Annotated in this window: 13 protein-coding genes and 1 riboswitch; of the genes, 8 read left to right on the forward strand and 5 right to left on the reverse strand. The window is 57.1% G+C overall.

All coding sequences use genetic code 11. The annotated features are described in order from the left end of the window. Window positions 1–544 precede the first annotated feature (544 nt). The 4 genes from BLM14_RS00805 (at window position 545) to BLM14_RS00820 (ending at window position 5641) form a co-directional block, all read left to right on the forward strand. Window positions 545–3604 carry a helicase-related protein gene (locus BLM14_RS00805; RefSeq protein WP_099997667.1) on the forward strand — a complete coding sequence of 1020 codons (3060 nt, stop codon included), beginning with the start codon at window positions 545–547 and terminating at the stop codon, window positions 3602–3604. 15 nt (window positions 3605–3619) lie between these two features. After that, window positions 3620–4024, forward strand: a complete 405-nt coding sequence (locus BLM14_RS00810; protein WP_099997668.1) for an RNA-binding S4 domain-containing protein — start codon at window positions 3620–3622, stop codon at window positions 4022–4024. 317 nt (window positions 4025–4341) lie between these two features. Next, a complete protein-coding gene (gene fdxA / locus BLM14_RS00815; RefSeq protein ID WP_099997669.1) occupies window positions 4342–4680 on the forward strand; it encodes a ferredoxin FdxA in 339 nt (112 codons plus the stop codon). Between the two features lie 358 nt (window positions 4681–5038). Beyond that, the gene (locus BLM14_RS00820; RefSeq protein ID WP_099997670.1) at window positions 5039–5641 is read left to right on the forward strand and encodes a CarD family transcriptional regulator; all 603 of its coding nucleotides are present in this window, start codon (window positions 5039–5041) and stop codon (window positions 5639–5641) included. 55 nt (window positions 5642–5696) lie between these two features. On the opposite strand, the gene BLM14_RS00825 is transcribed toward BLM14_RS00820, so the two are convergent. From BLM14_RS00825 to thiB, 4 genes are all read right to left on the reverse strand, one after another. Next, the gene (locus tag BLM14_RS00825) at window positions 5697–7208 is read right to left on the reverse strand and encodes a M48 family metalloprotease (protein ID WP_237143426.1); all 1512 of its coding nucleotides are present in this window, start codon (window positions 7206–7208) and stop codon (window positions 5697–5699) included. A 119-nt stretch (window positions 7209–7327) separates the two neighbouring features. Then, window positions 7328–8080: a thiamine ABC transporter ATP-binding protein gene (locus BLM14_RS00830; protein WP_099997671.1), complete on the reverse strand. Its 753-nt coding sequence runs from the start codon at window positions 8078–8080 to the stop codon at window positions 7328–7330. Continuing rightward, window positions 8073–9707: a thiamine/thiamine pyrophosphate ABC transporter permease gene (thiP, locus tag BLM14_RS00835; RefSeq protein WP_099997672.1), complete on the reverse strand. Its 1635-nt coding sequence runs from the start codon at window positions 9705–9707 to the stop codon at window positions 8073–8075. The genes BLM14_RS00830 and thiP overlap by 8 nt, the downstream gene beginning before the upstream one ends. Window positions 9708–9711: 4 nt before the next feature. Then, entirely contained in the window at window positions 9712–10728 is a 1017-nt protein-coding gene (gene thiB, locus BLM14_RS00840) for a thiamine ABC transporter substrate binding subunit (protein ID WP_099997673.1), read from the reverse strand. 45 nt (window positions 10729–10773) lie between these two features. Next, a riboswitch (TPP riboswitch) is annotated at window positions 10774–10892 on the reverse strand. A gap of 865 nt (window positions 10893–11757) precedes the next feature. Between thiB and BLM14_RS00845 the strand changes: the two genes are divergently transcribed. The 4 genes from BLM14_RS00845 (at window position 11758) to BLM14_RS00860 (ending at window position 15252) form a co-directional block, all read left to right on the forward strand. After that, a complete protein-coding gene (locus tag BLM14_RS00845) occupies window positions 11758–12393 on the forward strand; it encodes a thiamine diphosphokinase (RefSeq protein ID WP_099997674.1) in 636 nt (211 codons plus the stop codon). A 93-nt stretch (window positions 12394–12486) separates the two neighbouring features. Beyond that, window positions 12487–12771: a glycine zipper domain-containing protein gene (locus BLM14_RS00850; protein WP_099997675.1), complete on the forward strand. Its 285-nt coding sequence runs from the start codon at window positions 12487–12489 to the stop codon at window positions 12769–12771. A 145-nt stretch (window positions 12772–12916) separates the two neighbouring features. Continuing rightward, complete coding sequence (locus tag BLM14_RS00855; protein ID WP_108724303.1) at window positions 12917–13288, forward strand: YMGG-like glycine zipper-containing protein; 372 nt, start codon at window positions 12917–12919, stop codon at window positions 13286–13288. A 146-nt stretch (window positions 13289–13434) separates the two neighbouring features. Then, window positions 13435–15252 carry an ABC-F family ATP-binding cassette domain-containing protein gene (locus BLM14_RS00860; RefSeq protein WP_099997676.1) on the forward strand — a complete coding sequence of 606 codons (1818 nt, stop codon included), beginning with the start codon at window positions 13435–13437 and terminating at the stop codon, window positions 15250–15252. Here the strand turns inward: BLM14_RS00860 and BLM14_RS00865 are convergent. Then, window positions 15249–15614: a cell division protein ZapA gene (locus BLM14_RS00865; protein ID WP_099997677.1), complete on the reverse strand. Its 366-nt coding sequence runs from the start codon at window positions 15612–15614 to the stop codon at window positions 15249–15251. The genes BLM14_RS00860 and BLM14_RS00865 overlap by 4 nt on opposite strands. Between the last annotated feature and the right edge of the window lie 10 nt (window positions 15615–15624).

Raw genomic sequence — 15624 nt, forward strand, 5'->3', positions numbered from 1 at the left:
GCTCGCTCTCCAGCCGGTTTCTATGATTCTTGGAGCTTCGATGCAAAATGTGACGGTGAACAAAGCATGAAAATTCACCGGGCGCTGATTCGTCGCCGATTCGTTCCGGTTTTGATCAAAATGTTGACGGAGTTGATGGCCAAAAGCAAACATCCGTTAACTAACTATAAGTAATCGTTACGATTTCATTAATTTCTCAGTCAGCAGCAACAACTTTGCGAGATCAAAATTTCAAAGGTTAAAATGGGCCAGATAATCACACCGGCATGCCAATCGGCGATTCAGCATGTAGTGCGACTCCGGTCGTGAAAAGCTACATATGGCCGTGAACAAATCAGGAATCTCCTCCTAACGCTGATTCGTAGCTGATTCGTTCTGCTCGCGTTCTATTTCCTAATGGAACACTCCGTGAATCAGTTCGCGATTGTTTATCTGAAGGGTCCCGCATACTTTCTGTCGGATGCTGAAAATGCTATTCGGAACGCATGCCCGGCTCGCCTCGCTCGTTTGGTCAGGCCGTCGCGCCGGTATTGGAATGTAATTGATGAACCTTATGCCCACTCCCGAACTTCCCCTCGTTTTGACGGGCCGCGATGTCACAGCCGTCCTGGGGCCGACCAATACAGGGAAAACGCATCTCGCCATCGAGCGGATGCTGGCGCACCAGACAGGCATGATCGGCCTGCCGCTGCGGCTTTTGGCACGCGAGGTTTATAATCGTGTAGCGGAACGGGTGGGAGTAGCGAATGTTGCGCTGATCACAGGCGAAGAAAAGATCAATCCGCCTGGTGCCCGCTACGCAGTCTGCACGGTCGAAGCCATGCCGCGCCAGACAGATATGGACTTCATCGCGATCGATGAAGTGCAGCTCGCGAATGATCTGGAGCGTGGCCATATCTTCACCGACCGGATTTTGCATCTTCGCGGCCGTCAGGAAACCTTGCTGCTTGGCGCCGCTACCATGCGTGGAATTCTGGAGAAGCTTTTGCGGGGGATTTCAGTCATAACCCGCCCCAGATTATCAAACCTGGCCTATGCAGGGTCGAAGAAGATCACCCGGCTGCCCCCGCGTACAGCTGTTGTCGCCTTTGCGGCTGAAGAGGTTTATGCGATTGCCGAGCTTATTCGGCGGCAGAATGGCGGTGCGGCCGTTGTGATGGGTGCGCTTAGTCCGCGCACGCGTAATGCCCAGGTCGATCTCTACCAATCGGGTGACGTCGACTACCTGGTTGCGACTGACGCTATCGGCATGGGTCTTAACCTCGATGTGGATCACGTCGCCTTTGCTCAAGACCGCAAGTTCGATGGCTATCAGTTTCGGGATCTGTCGCCAGCAGAAATCGGTCAGATCGCTGGTCGCGCCGGCCGGCATTTGCGTGATGGCACATTCGGCGTGACCGGCCAGGTGTCTGGCTTCTCCGACGAACTGGTACAGCGCGTCGAAACACATGCGTTTGATTCCGTCAAAATCCTGCAATGGCGAACGGCACGTTTCGACTATTCCAGCCTCGATGCGCTGAAGCGATCTATCGATACACCCGCACCGATTGAAGGGCTAACGCGGGCTCTCCCGGCTGTCGATCAGCAGGCACTTGAGTTTTTGTCGCGTGATCCCGACGTGGCACCACTTGCCAGCACGCCGGAACGTGTGGCACTGCTGTGGGACACCTGCGCGCTACCAGACTATCGCAAAATCGCGCCGGCGCAGCACGCGGATATCATCGCGTCGATCTATACCGATCTTGCTGAGTCGGGGCATGTGAATGAGAACTACATGGCCGAAGAGGTCCGCAGGGCCGATTCCACCGATGGCGATATTGACGCGTTGTCGCGGCGCATCGCCCAGATCAGAACCTGGACTTTTGTGTCTCATCGGCCCGGATGGCTGGCAGATCAGGCACATTGGCAAGAAAAGACGCGTGAAATAGAGGACAGATTATCAGATGCACTGCATGAACGGTTGACGAAACGCTTCGTAGACCGCAGGACAAGCGTGCTTATGAGGCGCCTGAGAGAGAATACAATGCTAGAAGCCGAAATTAGCCCTGCCGGGGACGTTGTTGTCGAAGGGCACCATGTTGGACGTTTGGATGGGTTCCGTTTCACGACGGATGCCCAAGTCGATGGAACCGATGCGAAAGCCATTAAGGCGGCCGCACAGAAAGCCCTGGCGACGGAGTTTGAAACCCGTGCAGAACGCTTTGCCGCTTCGGCGAATGGCGATTTTGCTCTGGGCTCGGACGGGACCTTGCGCTGGATCGGCGCTCCGGTTGCGTCTGTCGTTTCGGGCGAACAGGCACTCAAGCCCCGTGCGGTGTTGCTGGCCGACGAGCAACTGACCGGTCCGGCTCGCGACAAGGTTGCGGCGCGGGTCGATCGTTTCCTGGCACATCACATCGAATCCGTGCTGAAGCCGCTTGTCGATCTCGCCAATGCCGACGCACTCATCGGCATCACCAAGGGTTTGGCCTTCCAGCTGGTCGAGAATTTCGGTGTCTTGCAACGCCGGGACGTTGCGGAAGATGTCCGCGATCTCGATCAGGACTCTCGCGCGGCTCTCCGCCGCCTTGGCGTCCGTTTTGGTGCGTATCATGTATTCCTGCCTGCATTGCTCAAACCCGCTCCAGCGGCGCTGCTGACGCTTTTGTGGGCGCTCAAGGAAGATGCAAAAGATCGTCCGGGCTACGGCGATGTGGTGCAAGTCCTGTCGGCCGGCCGTACATCTGTTGTGACTGACCCGGGCTTTGATCCAGCTTTCTATCGTCTGGCCGGTTATCGGCTCCTTGGACGGCGAGCGGTACGTATCGACATTCTCGAGCGCCTGGCGGATCTTATCCGGTCCGCACTCGCGTGGAAGCCCGGTACGGGCACTCGGCCGGATGGTGCCTATGATGGCACGCGTTTTGTGGTCACACCGGCGATGATGTCAATTCTCGGTGCGACTGCCGACGATATGGAAGAGATCCTGAAAAATCTCGGCTACCGCCAGGAAGCTACCGATGCGGCGATCGTTGCCGCGAAACTCTCCGAACTTGATATAGCACCAGCGCCTGCCGTTCAGCAGGAAAGCGATGAGGCCGCGACGGAAACGGTGTCTGTGGAAGCTGGTGCAGAAGTATCCGAAGTATCGCCGGCCGTACCGGAAACTGCGGAAATAACCGCTGGAGCCGTGCCAGAACGAGTGGTCGATACCAGCGAGCCCACGGAAGAACCTGCCGTTATTGCTCCCGAAGTCCTTGAAGACACGCCAAAGCCGATACTACTCTGGCGCCAGGCGCGCTTTGAAGGCCGCAACAATCGGGGCAATCACGAAAAGCGCGAACATCCGAGAGGCGGTCAGGCACGCAATACTCAGGGCGAGCAGCGAGCACCCCGGCCGGAGCGAAATGCAAACCAGCAGAATGAACGCGGTGAGCGCAAGGAGCATTTTCGCGGCAAGGGCAAGCCAGGTGGCAACGAGCGGTTCAAGCAAGACGGTAGCAAGCCCACAGGCAAACCGCAGATCCAGGCTAAGCGTCCTGAACGTGAAGAACGCCCGGTCAAGATCGATATGGATTCGCCCTTCGCCAAGTTGCTGGCGCTGAAGGAACAACTGAAGAAGTAACTGGAACGGCCTTAAATGACGGGAGCGGAAAGGCAGCGCATCGACAAATGGCTGTTCTTCGCGCGGGTCGTTAAATCCCGGTCCTTGGCCGCCAAGCTTGTGTCAAGCGGTAGCGTCCGGTTCAACAAAGACAAGATCGATCAGCCGTCACTGGGTGTGAAGTCCGGTGATGTGCTGACGATTACCCTCGATCGGCGCATCCTGGTTTACAAAGTCTTGTCAGCCGGAACGCGCCGCGGTCCGGCTGAAGAGGCGCAGACATTATATGAGGATATGTCTCCTCCCCCTCCACCGAAAGACCACCTGAACCGCCTCGATGGGTTGCCCAAGCGCGACTCCGGCAGCGGCCGCCCGACGAAGCGTGAACGGCGGCAGGTAGATCGTCTGATGCTGGGGGATGATGACAATTCAGATGATTAAGATTGCGCGTTTGCGAAAATCAGGGCTTTCGTCGAAATAATCTCCAATATTGACCACCAGCCTAAAATATTATTTCACAATATGCGCTAGCAAGGGACAATGATTGCTTGTCGCTCAGGCATCGCAATGCGATGAATGGCGCCGTGAGTACTTGGGTAATGGCCCATGTCGGGTGTGACGAAGACCAACTTCGGCGTTTGGACATGATGCAGGCCGCGTTCTGGTGCCGCAGCTTATTTTCCCCCCTTGTCAGCCCGGCGTCAAATCGTTACCTCAACCGCTGACACGCTGATAGTGGTGTCTTCAGGAGCCAGTAAATGACTTATGTTGTGACCGACAATTGCATCCGCTGCAAATATATGGATTGCGTTGAGGTCTGTCCCGTCGATTGTTTTTACGAAGGTGAGAACATGCTTGTCATCCATCCGGATGAGTGCATCGATTGCGGCGTGTGCGAACCTGAATGCCCGGCCGAAGCTATCAAGCCGGACACCGAGCCGGGCCTCGACAGCTGGTTGCAGTTGAACTCGGAATATGCAGAAAAATGGCCGAACATATCTGCAAAGCGCGACGCGCCCGCCGATGCCAAGGAGATGGACGGTGTCGAAGGCAAGTTTGAAAAGTTCTTTTCGCCGGCGCCTGGTGAGGGCGACTGAAATATTCTTCGAATCTGAACATTGCCAAGCTTGATTTGTCTCAATATGCAAGTCTTGCAATCAGCCTATTTTTGAGCAAGTGCAGCAAAAAGTTGATTCTAATCACTTTTCGTGTTATTGTGCCGGGATATGTTGATCATTGGACGTCAATTTCGTGGCGCTAAAGCATAAATCACCAATCGGCTAGATTTTTTTCGGACCTATCAGTTCAGGGTATGGTTGTTTGTTTTTCCATCCCGCTGCTTTGTCCGGATTGCTTTTGCGTGAAAATATTGGCGGCCGACAAACCGGGTTCCGGTTTCCAGTGATTGGTTTAGCCGGTGCGTTTTGCCGGGCGCAGCAAGGAGTAATTAAGCGCATGACAGCAGTTCAGCAGAAAAAAACCGCCCAGCGTATTGGATTTAAGACGGGCGAGTTTATTGTATATCCGGCACACGGCGTAGGTCAAATTGTCAATATTGAAGAACAGGAAGTTGCGGGCCACAAGCTGGAACTGTTCGTTATTGATTTTCAGAAGGACAAGATGCGCTTGAAGGTTCCGGTTGCCAAGGCAACAGCCATTGGTATGCGCAAACTTTCCGAGACAGACTATGTCGATCGTGCATTGAAGGTGGTGCAGGGTCGCGCCCGTATCAAGCGCACCATGTGGTCCCGCCGTGCGCAGGAATATGATGCGAAGATCAATTCAGGTGACCTCATCTCGATTTCGGAAGTTGTCCGCGATCTTTTCCGCGCTGACAATCAGCCGGAACAATCCTATTCGGAACGCCAGCTTTATGAAGCAGCGCTTGACCGTATGGCCCGTGAAATTTCCGCCGTCAACAAGATGTCAGAAACCGAAGCTGTACGCCTGATCGAAGTTAATCTTGCAAAGGGACCGAAGCGCGGTGCCAAGACTGAGGCTGACGCAGAAGCCGATGCCGACGTTGTCATTGAAGACGAGCAGGAAGAAGCCGCATAATAGCGGATTCATCCAATCCAATAAAAGAGCCCGGCATTGCCGGGCTTTTTTACTGTCATTCGCTGATAATCTTGACTTTGTCGCCGACCGAAACGGTGCCGCCGGGCGGCAGTGCGTTGATCAGACGGAAGAGATCAAGCTTGCGGTCTGTCCCCATGATCTGGCTCGACAGGGTAACGAGGGTATCTCCGGGTTTTACTGTAACAACACGGATGCGCAGAGGCTTGATGCTGGCCTTTTCCTGGGATGTCAGCAGTCGGAAGCTCTGGATGACCGTTTGCGAGGCAGGCGTCAGCGCGGTACTGCCCGTTGGCGCCGCGGTAAGGAAGCGATAGATTCGATTGCCGGCATTGACGACAAATATGTCGAACTCCCAGCGGTCAGCCCTGGCCTTGGCACTTGCTGCAGGCATGCCATTAAAGGTTGTGGCCGTGACGCTCGCCTCATCAAGACCCGTTACCCAGCCGCTGCGCATGTAGTCCGTCATTGAAGGGTTGCCGGAGACTTGCGTTCCATCGAAGCGGATCGCGACTTCGCCCGGTCCGGTTGCCATGACGGCATCAGCACTATTGTCGATGACGAACCCGTCGGGGACGGTAAAGCTCACGCCAAGTAGCGGGTGAACGAAGCTTCGACCGCGCACATAACCTTCTTCGGGAGTATCGCCGTAGAGAATGCCATCGATGCCTTGCAGGAAGGAATCGCGATCCGTCGTGCCAACACCCGGAGCACCGATACGACGGGCATGGCCGCGCGCGAGTTCGATGCGCTGGGGTGCCGAAGGGTGGCTCGCAAGAAAGTCGAGGCTGGCATCTGTTGCGCCGGAGACATTGCGGAAGTCAGCATAGGAGGCCATGGATTGCAGGAAGCGCGCAGCAGCAAACGGATCGTAGCCCGCCTCGCCGATCATCTTGATGCCAATGGCATCCGCCTGCAGTTCCTGATTGCGTGAGAACTGCGCCATGCGCAGCTTGCCGCGGATCAAGGCTTCACGTCCGGCACTGTCATCCTGCAGAACTTCGGAGACAACACGGCCGGCAATCTGGGCTTCCTGTTCGCGTTGCTGGCGTTCGATGCCGTGATTGGCGATCACATGGCCCATTTCATGCGCGATGACAGCAGCAAGTTCGGCGCTGTCATTGGCAAGGGCAAGCAAACCGCGGGTTACATAGAGATAACCGCCGGGCAGAGCAAAGGCATTGATGTTAGGCGAGTTCAGAATGGTGATGCGATAGGTATGGGTCGGATTGTCGGAGACGGTGGTCAGATTTCCGACGACCTTGGCGACCATGCGTTCGAGTTTGGCGTCCTTGTACTCGCCGCCATAGGTCGCGAGAATGCGCGGATGCTGTTCCGCGCTGAGTTTTGCCAACCGGTCGTTCTTCGTGACATTGTCGACGGTTACCGGGTTGGACGAGGGCCCCAGCCCATCTTCCTTGCTGATGTCGAGCACCTGGCAGCCCGACAAAAACGCAAGCAGTAGTGTCGCCGAGACAAGATTCCTAGCGCGTGCGGCTGGATGAAACCATCCGTTGCTTGTGGGGGAATTGTGCGAACCCAGAATCATGTCCTCGTTGTCGTCGCGTGCCAGCAGACTCGTACGTCTCTGTTCTTGCTAGCCCGACAAGCAGCCTTGAGCAAGAATTTGATTGTTTTTCTTAATGAAGCCAAGGCGTCGAAAATATGTCAAAGGCCAGAGTCTTTTGCACCGAGGTATTTCCGCAACAGCGAAGGCCCTCTGTCCAACAACAATTCTTTCGCTGGGCCTGAGGCGACAATTTTGCCGTTTTCGAGAAAAAATAGCGTTGAAGGCAGACGCAAAGCATCTTCGGGATGGTGCGTTACCATGACGACTGTCATGCCCGTTTCCCTTTGCAAGTCGCCGACAAGATCAAGCATTTCGTGCCGCAAGGCCGGACCGAGCGATGCAAATGCCTCGTCGAGCAAAAGCACGGGCCGGTTGCGCACAAGGGCGCGGGCGATCGCTACGCGCTGGCGCTCGCCGCCGGACAGCGCTTCCGGCTTTCGCTTTTCCTTGCCGGCAAGACCAGCCTTGCGGATCGCTTCGCCTACGGCAGCGTGGTCCGCATCACCCAGTCTGAGATCAGGCCTGCGGCCAAGTCCGATATTGGCGGCGACATCGAGATGCGCGAAGAGATTGTTTTCCTGGAAAACCATGGAGACGGGGCGTTGGGCCGGCGCAACATGAGTCATATCTGCGTCGCCGATCAGAATCCGGCCAGCCTTCGCGGGTTCAAACCCGGCGATGAGATTGAGCAGCGTCGATTTCCCCGATCCACTCGGGCCAATGACTGCGGCGATCGTCGATGGATCTATGGTGAAATCGAAATGCATTGCCATATCGCCAAAATCGAAATTCACAGCGTCGAGCCGGATCGAGGCCCCATTGCCGGCCTGAGGGTTGGAAAGCTCAGGCATCGTTTCCAACCTCTTTTTTCGCCATCGTGTTTGCACCCCTGTCGGCAATTATCATCAAAACCAGGCACAGCAAACCGAGGATCAGAGCCAAGCCAGCCGCGTCGTCGGTGCGATAGCTTCCCATTCGCTGCAACAGCAGAAACGGGAGTGTCTGGATAAAGTCATTGCCGAAAAGAGCGATGGTGCCAAGATCGCCCAGCGACAGTGCCATGGCAAAGGCAAAGGCAACGCCCAACGGCCGCTTGAGCCCCGGCCAGTCAATGAGCCGAAACCGGTTCCATCCGGTAATGCCGAGCTGTGTACAGAGCCGGTTGTGACGGCTTGCAGCCGTATCCCAGGAAGGGCGCAGAATGCGGAAGGCAAAAGGGATCGCCATCGCCGCATTGACGCTCACGACCATGATAGGGGCGAGGCTGAACGGATCGACGAAATGGCGCGACAGGATGAACCAGCCCGCGCCGATCACGATAGGCGGCACCACCATGATCAGGCTTGCGCCGAGATCGAGCGAACGCTCGAACAGTCCCGGCGGCGCATAATGACGTTTGCTGGACAGATATTCGCGGGCCATCACCAGTGCGAGCGATACTACCAGTGAAATCGCTGCAGCGCCCGCGCCGAGGACGAGGCTGGTCACAATTGCCCGCCAGACAAGGCTTTCGCTGAGAAGCCGGGAGAGATCCGCGGCCAAGCCGGAAACAACGGTTCCAGCCATTGGCAATCCAACAAACAGCAGTCCAAGAACGATCAGCACCCCATTGACCAGCTTTGCGCGGCGCGATGGCTGGTGAAAGCGGCGCGTTGCCGTATGCAGGCTGAAGCCTTCCTCCGCAGGCCGCCCTGTCCGGCTTAGAAGGAGCAGGACAGCGATGGTCAGGCACAATTGTACCAGGGTCAGGGATACCGCACGGGCAATATCGAAGTCGAAATGCAGCGACTGGTAGATTGCAACCTCCAGTGTTGTCGCACGCGGTCCGCCGCCAAGCGTGAGGACGATGGTGAAGGAGGTGATGCACAGCATGAAGATCAGGCCCGAAATGCCGGAGAGGTTGCGCAGGATCACTGGCCATTCGATCAACCGGAACCGTGCCCAACCTCGCATACCCAGCTGCGACGAGAGTTTCCAGTAATCTTCGGGAATGGAATCAAGGCTCGAAAGGATGAGACGTGCCGCCAGCGGCAGATTGAAAAACACATGGGCGATGAGAATGCCGGTCAGGCCATATATATTGGGAATGACATCGAGGCCGAGGCCACGGAAAGCTGCAGCGAGCAGACCGTTGCGACCATAAATGCTGGTGATGCCGAGGACCGCGACAAGTGCGGGCAGGGCCAGCGGCAGAGCGAAGAGCCGCAGGATCATCGCGCGTCCGGGGAAATCCGGATGCGCGTGCAGCGCGCGGGCAAGCGGAATGGCAAAGGCCACCGAGAGCAGCATGGAAAGGATCGCCTGCAGCAGTGTGAAGCGCGCGATCCTCCACAAATAACTGTCGAAGGCGGCGAAACCTTCCGTGCTGCCACGCAATGCTTCCATTGCAAGACTGAGCAACGCGCCGCCCGCGAGCACGGCCAGGAATGCGAGGGCGAGGGCCCCCGCCAGGGGTTTCGGTGAGCGGGCGGATATCACAGCGTTACAGGCTCATGGCAGACAGCCATTCATCGATCCAGGCCTTGCGGTTCCTTGAGACTTCCTCCGGCGAAAAGATTAATGTCTTTTCCGGTTTTACCAGCGTTTCAAAAGCCGGATTGAGCGGCGCGCTTGTCTTGGCGGCCGGGAACATCCAGTTGTTTTCCGGGATCGCATCCTGGAATGCGGTGCTGGTGATGAACGCCAGGAACTGCGCCGACAGCGGATTTTTTGCGCCGTTCACTGTTTGCGCGGCTACTTCCACCTGCAGATAATGACCCTCTTTAAATGCGGCAGCCTTGTAGCGTTCAGTCTTCTCCGCAATCAGATGATAGGCGGGCGAAGTGGTGTAGGAGAGAACAAATGGCGCTTCACCCTTGGTGAACAGGCCATAGGCTTCCGACCAGCCGGGCGTTACCGTCAACACGCGGTCCTTCAGCTTGCCCCAGGCTTCGCCAGCCTTGTCGCCATAGACCGATTTCACCCAGAGCAGCAGGCCGAGACCGGGTGTCGAGGTGCGCGGGTCTTCGATGACGATCTTCTGTTTCGGATCGCCTTCGACCAGTTCTTTCAGACTCGTGGGCGGATTTTTCAGTTTTTCGGTGTCATAGATGACGGCGAAATAACCATAGTCATAGGGAACGAATGTATCGTCCTTGTAACCTCCAGGAATGGCGATCGCACTGGTGTCGATGCCATGCGGTGCAAAGAGACCGGTTTGGCTGGCCTCATAGGTCAGGTTCGTGTCGAGGCCGAGAACGATATCGGCCTTTGTCGACGCCCCCTCAAGTTTCAGCCGGTTAAGCAGCGCAACGCCATCGGTGACTGCCACGAACTCGACGGTGCAGCTGCACTGCTTCTCGAAAGCGTCCTTGACTTTCGGACCTGGACCCCACTCTGCGGTGAAACTTTCATAGGTATAGACGGTTAGCTTGCCGTCGGCCTTTGCCGGGGCTGTCAGGCCGAGCGCCAGCGCGCCAACCAGAATTGCTGATTTCACAAGTGTATTGAACGGCCGCATCGGCGTCTCCTATGGTTACAATTCAAAAGGATTGATGCGCCGGCTTTTCCTGCCGCGTCTAATCCCTCCGCCGGTACAAACCGGATCAGGTTCCGCGGGTTGGCAGGATTTCTCCCAAAGCCTCTCAGCCTGTCTCAGTTGGACAGGCACCCCGTTAGAGCGTTGCAAACATTAAAGATAAAGCTGCAGCGGCGCAAGCAGGGTTACCTTGCTGTCTAACGATATACGCCTCCTTTGCCACGCCCGCCTTTGCGTCTGGCCATTGAGTTGGTGGGAAAGACGGGCGGTCGTCGAAGCGCGTCTTTTGGTAGTGATATGCGATCCGAAGACCGCCCGTCCGGCGTTTTTCTATCGCATCCGTTCCGCGTCGCGACGGCAGCGGCCGGGCTCGTAGCCCTTACCTGACCCACCGCCCCTCACAGTGCTCGTCCAGCACGCACCGGTCCTAGTACCGGCAGGGGAACCCTTGGACGCAACTTCCCCGGACAGCGGGTCATCCGTTACCCGCCATCGGAGGCGCCGATCCTCTCCCCGCTTCGAACGGCTCCGGAAGCAGTTCCCCGTGGAAAGGACCGAGTTAGAATAGCTGAGGTTGGAGGGTGTTGGATAAGTTGGCGGGAATATTTGAAAGCGGTGGGATCGTGCAAGGTTCGACCGGCACCTTTCTTCTCCAACAATGCAGGTGCCTCCCTCTCCGTCATCCTCGGGCTTGACCCGAGGACCCATGGCAAAGGGGCGAGAATTTATCCACCATCCCGACGCGATCCAGGGAACGAAACCGTCAACGCAAACGGCCATTGGGAATTTCACTTTGCTGGAATGCGTTGCGTGCCGTGATATCTCAGTCCTTCTCAACCGTGGGTCCTCGGGTCAAGCCCGAGGATGACGGAGAGGGAGGCGCTTTTCGATCACGGCAAGATCATCGCGAAACGATCCCTCTCTTGAATTTTCCAAGGATCACGTCGGGATAGTTTCGGTCCCGCTCCATCAAAGCTATGCGGCTGACCTTACCCATGCTATGGGCGATTCATGAGCAAATTCGTTATTCTTCTCGGCGGAATCGTCCATGTTACCGACCGTCTCCGGCAGCTCGTAGCCGGGGCCCGGGTTCTGGCGGCAGACGGGGGTATTGCGCATGCCGAAGCGCTGGGTCTCACACCGGAGCTCTGGCTTGGCGATTTTGACTCGACATCTCCTGAGCTCGATGCCCAGTACGCTGATGTGCCCCGTTCGGTTTTCCCCGCAGCCAAGGACATGACCGATGGTGAGCTGGCACTGAATGAAGCCTGGCGGCTCGGTGCCACCGAAGTCATCCTCTGCGGTGCGTTCGGCGGTCCGCGCACCGATCACACACTCCTGCATTTGACGATGGCGACCCGTTATGCGGCCGAAGGACGAAAGCTCGTTCTCTCCAGTGGCAGCGAGGAGGCGCACCCGCTGGTTGCAGGTTCCCATGACTTCGATTTTGCCGACGGAACCCCCTTCAGCATTGTTGCATTTACGCCATTGCAGGGGCTTTTTATCGAGGGCGCGCGCTGGCCTTTGGAAAATATGGAACTTTTTTTTGGTTCATCCCTTACAGTATCGAATGCTGTGTGTGGAAATCTCCACGTATCGCTCCATTCGGGTAAAGCAATCCTGATTGCTGCCCCGCAAGTTGCCTAACGCTTGTAAAACAAAGCGGAAAGTGTAATTGTTGCGGCACAGCATTGGGGACGCAAGCTGGTGAGTTTGGTTTTTAAACGGGAGAGGTCTTCCATGTTGAAAAGTTTGTCTACGATCGCAGTTGCAGGGCTTTTGGCACTTTCCGTGGCCGGTTGTACAACAAGTGACCAGCGTATAGCAGGTTACGGCGTTGGTGGTGCCGCATTGGGTGCATTGGCCGGTGGTGCAATCACAGGTAGTGGCCGCGGCGCTCTCGCCGGTGCTGCGATCGGTGGTGCTTCGGGTGCTGTCGTTGGGGCCGCAACCAATCCTCGATCCAGCGGCTATTGCACTTATCAAAATCGCTATGGCGAACGTTATCGGGCTCCTTGCCGCTAATGATCAGCTGACGTTCCGAATAAAACAGGCCGGGCATCTCCGGCCTGTTTTATTTTGGAGGTGGCACAGGGCTGTGCAATCTTTCTTCTGCCGCATTAGCGAAGCAGGGTCGTGCCCTCAATATTGTGAAGTGAGAGGATTGATTATGAAATTTCGTCTGACCGCCATAGCGGTTTCTGCCCTGCTGGCAGTGTCTGTTGCCGGTTGTGCGACAAGTGAACAGAATCAACGTGCCGGGACGGGCGCCTTGATTGGTGGCGGTGTCGGTGCGCTGGCCGGCCAGGCTCTCGGGCGTGATACGAAGAGCACGATTGTCGGTGCTGCCGGTGGTGCGCTGCTTGGTGCGGCTGTCGGAACAGTGACGACGCCGCGCGGACAGGAACAGAATCTGTGCCGTTACCAGCGCCGGGATGGTTCGATTTATACGGCCCCATGCGAAGGCAATGGCGGCGGGGCCTATGATGGCGGCGGTTACAGCGGCGGTGGCGGCTATAGCAGCGGCGGCGGCGGTTACTAACCGCAGCTTTGCTGAGTTAATTCAAACAGGCCGGAATTTCCGGCCTGTTTCATTTGACAGCGGCGGCATTCTCGCCGACAAGGCCACGTTCGGGCGCCGTGACCGGTTTCCGATCGTTGCTCCAATTCCCAGAACTGAAAATTTCCATGGCTCCACCTCTTCTTCGCCTTGACCGGATCGCACTGACATTTGGCGGCACACCGCTTTTAAGCGATGCGGCCATCTCCGTCGGTGAAGGCGATCGCATCGCGCTTGTCGGGCGCAATGGATCGGGTAAATCGACGCTGTTGAAAATTGCCGCCGGCTTCATTACGCCAACCGATGGCGAAGTGTTCAAGCATCCGGGTGTAACGGTACGCTATCTGGCACAGGCGCCCGACATGGAAGGTTTTGCCAACGTCCGGGATTACGTCGAAGCGGGTCTCGGGCCTGCCGACGATCTGTACCGCGTCAGTTATCTGCTCGAGCATCTCGGCCTGACCGGCGACGAAAAGCCCGACAATCTTTCCGGCGGCGAAACGCGGCGTGCGGCATTGGCCAAAGTCCTGGCACCGCAGCCGGACATTCTGTTGCTCGACGAGCCGACAAACCATCTCGACCTGACGACGATCGAATGGCTGGAAGATGAATTGCGGCAGATCCGCTCCGCCATGGTGGTGATCTCGCACGACAGGCGGTTTCTGGAGAATGTCAGCCGCTCGACGATCTGGCTCGATCGCGGCGTCACGAAGCGCCTGGACCAGGGTTTCGGCGCCTTCGAGGAATGGCGCGACAAGGTCCTCGAAGAGGAAGAGCGCGACCTGCACAAGCTCGGGCGCCAGATCGTGCGCGAAGAGCATTGGTTGCGCTATGGCGTGACAGCCCGGCGCAAGCGCAACATGCGCCGGCTCGGCGAGCTTCAATCCATGCGCAGTGAGTTCCGCAATCATCGCGGGGCTCAGGGCAAGGCAGTGTTGAAGGCGAGCGATGCAAAGGAATCCGGTAAGCTCGTCATCGAAGCGGAACATCTAGTCAAGGCCTATGGCAGCAATGTGCTTGTCAACGACTTCTCCACGCGGATCCAGCGTGGAAACTGCGTCGGCTTCGTCGGTCCGAATGGTGCGGGAAAGACAACGCTTTTGTCGATGCTGACCGGGGTGCTTGCCCCGGACAGCGGCTTCGTCAAGCTCGGCACCAACCTCGAGATCGCCATCCTCGACCAGAGGCGCGACAGTCTCAATCTCGAACAGACGCTTTCGGACTATCTGACCGACGGGCGCGGCGAGAATGTCATCGTCAATGGCGAACAGCGCCATGTCGCTTCCTATATGAAGGACTTCCTGTTCCAGCCCGAGCAATTGCGCACGCCCATCCGCGAACTCTCCGGTGGTGAGAGAGCGCGCCTGATGCTGGCGCGGGTTCTCGCCCGCCCGGCCAATCTGCTGGTCCTCGACGAGCCGACCAACGATCTCGACATGGAGACGCTCGATTTGCTGCAGGAGCTGGTGGCGGGTTTTGCCGGCACCGTGCTTCTCGTCAGCCACGACCGCGATTTCCTCGACAGGACGGTGACCTCGGTCATTGCGCCCGAAGGCGATGGCCGCTGGCTGGAATATGCGGGTGGCTATACGGACATGCTGGCGCAGCGCAAGGAAGCGCTCGCAACGCGCAAGGATCTGAAGAGCGCCAAGCCGCAGGCTGTCGCAGGTACGCAGCCGGAGAAGGTGCAGGTGCAGCGCGAGGAGAAACGCAAGCTCTCCTACAAGCAGAAATTCGCGCTTGAAACGCTGCCGGGAAAGATGGAGGCATTGCACGCCGAAGTTGCGGCGCTTGAGAAGAAGCTGGCGGATCCCGACCTGTTCAGTAAAAACCCGGCCCTCTTCAACAAGACCGTCGAAGAAATCGGCAAGAAGCGGCACAATCTTGAAACAATTGAGCACGAATGGCTGGAGCTCGAAATGCTGCGCGAGGAGATCGAGGGCTAATTCGCCTTCGGCGCGAGCTTGGTTGCAAGCGTCTCAATACGGGACGTCACCTCTGACAGAACGCCGGTGATCGCTGCATCGTTCTTGTCGGCCTTTAACAAGGCTTCGTCACGGCTCTTGCGCAGCGCTTCGGCCTCGTTTTCAAGTCCCTTGACACGCATTTGCAGTTCGTTGAGCTCGTCCATCACCATGATGCCGGCCATGACGGTCAGGCGCAGATCGCCGATCTCGCCAAATGATGATTTGAGATGGGTGACATAGCGGTCGAAGCGCTCGGCGAGGCCAGTCAGATGCTGTTCCTGGCCCTCATCGCAAGCCATTCTGTAGGCTTTGCCATCAATCGTAACGGTTACAGTGGCCATGCTCGTCTCT

Origin of the sequence: Phyllobacterium zundukense (assembly GCF_002764115.1) — a bacterium.
Taxonomy (GTDB): domain Bacteria; phylum Pseudomonadota; class Alphaproteobacteria; order Rhizobiales; family Rhizobiaceae; genus Phyllobacterium; species Phyllobacterium zundukense.

Excerpts from the sequence above, each read along its gene's own strand:
- BLM14_RS00805 (WP_099997667.1), top strand. The coding sequence starts at position 545 with ATGAACCTTATGCCCACTCCCGAACTTCCCCTCGTTTTGACGGGCCGC.
- BLM14_RS00810 (WP_099997668.1), top strand. The coding sequence starts at position 3,620 with ATGACGGGAGCGGAAAGGCAGCGCATCGACAAATGGCTGTTCTTCGCG.
- fdxA (WP_099997669.1), top strand. The coding sequence starts at position 4,342 with ATGACTTATGTTGTGACCGACAATTGCATCCGCTGCAAATATATGGAT.
- BLM14_RS00820 (WP_099997670.1), top strand. The coding sequence starts at position 5,039 with ATGACAGCAGTTCAGCAGAAAAAAACCGCCCAGCGTATTGGATTTAAG.
- BLM14_RS00825 (WP_237143426.1), bottom strand. The coding sequence starts at position 7,208 with ATGATTCTGGGTTCGCACAATTCCCCCACAAGCAACGGATGGTTTCAT.
- BLM14_RS00830 (WP_099997671.1), bottom strand. The coding sequence starts at position 8,080 with ATGCCTGAGCTTTCCAACCCTCAGGCCGGCAATGGGGCCTCGATCCGG.
- thiB (WP_099997673.1), bottom strand. The coding sequence starts at position 10,728 with ATGCGGCCGTTCAATACACTTGTGAAATCAGCAATTCTGGTTGGCGCG.
- BLM14_RS00845 (WP_099997674.1), top strand. The coding sequence starts at position 11,758 with ATGAGCAAATTCGTTATTCTTCTCGGCGGAATCGTCCATGTTACCGAC.
- BLM14_RS00850 (WP_099997675.1), top strand. The coding sequence starts at position 12,487 with ATGTTGAAAAGTTTGTCTACGATCGCAGTTGCAGGGCTTTTGGCACTT.
- BLM14_RS00855 (WP_108724303.1), top strand. The coding sequence starts at position 12,917 with ATGAAATTTCGTCTGACCGCCATAGCGGTTTCTGCCCTGCTGGCAGTG.
- BLM14_RS00860 (WP_099997676.1), top strand. The coding sequence starts at position 13,435 with ATGGCTCCACCTCTTCTTCGCCTTGACCGGATCGCACTGACATTTGGC.
- BLM14_RS00865 (WP_099997677.1), bottom strand. The coding sequence starts at position 15,614 with ATGGCCACTGTAACCGTTACGATTGATGGCAAAGCCTACAGAATGGCT.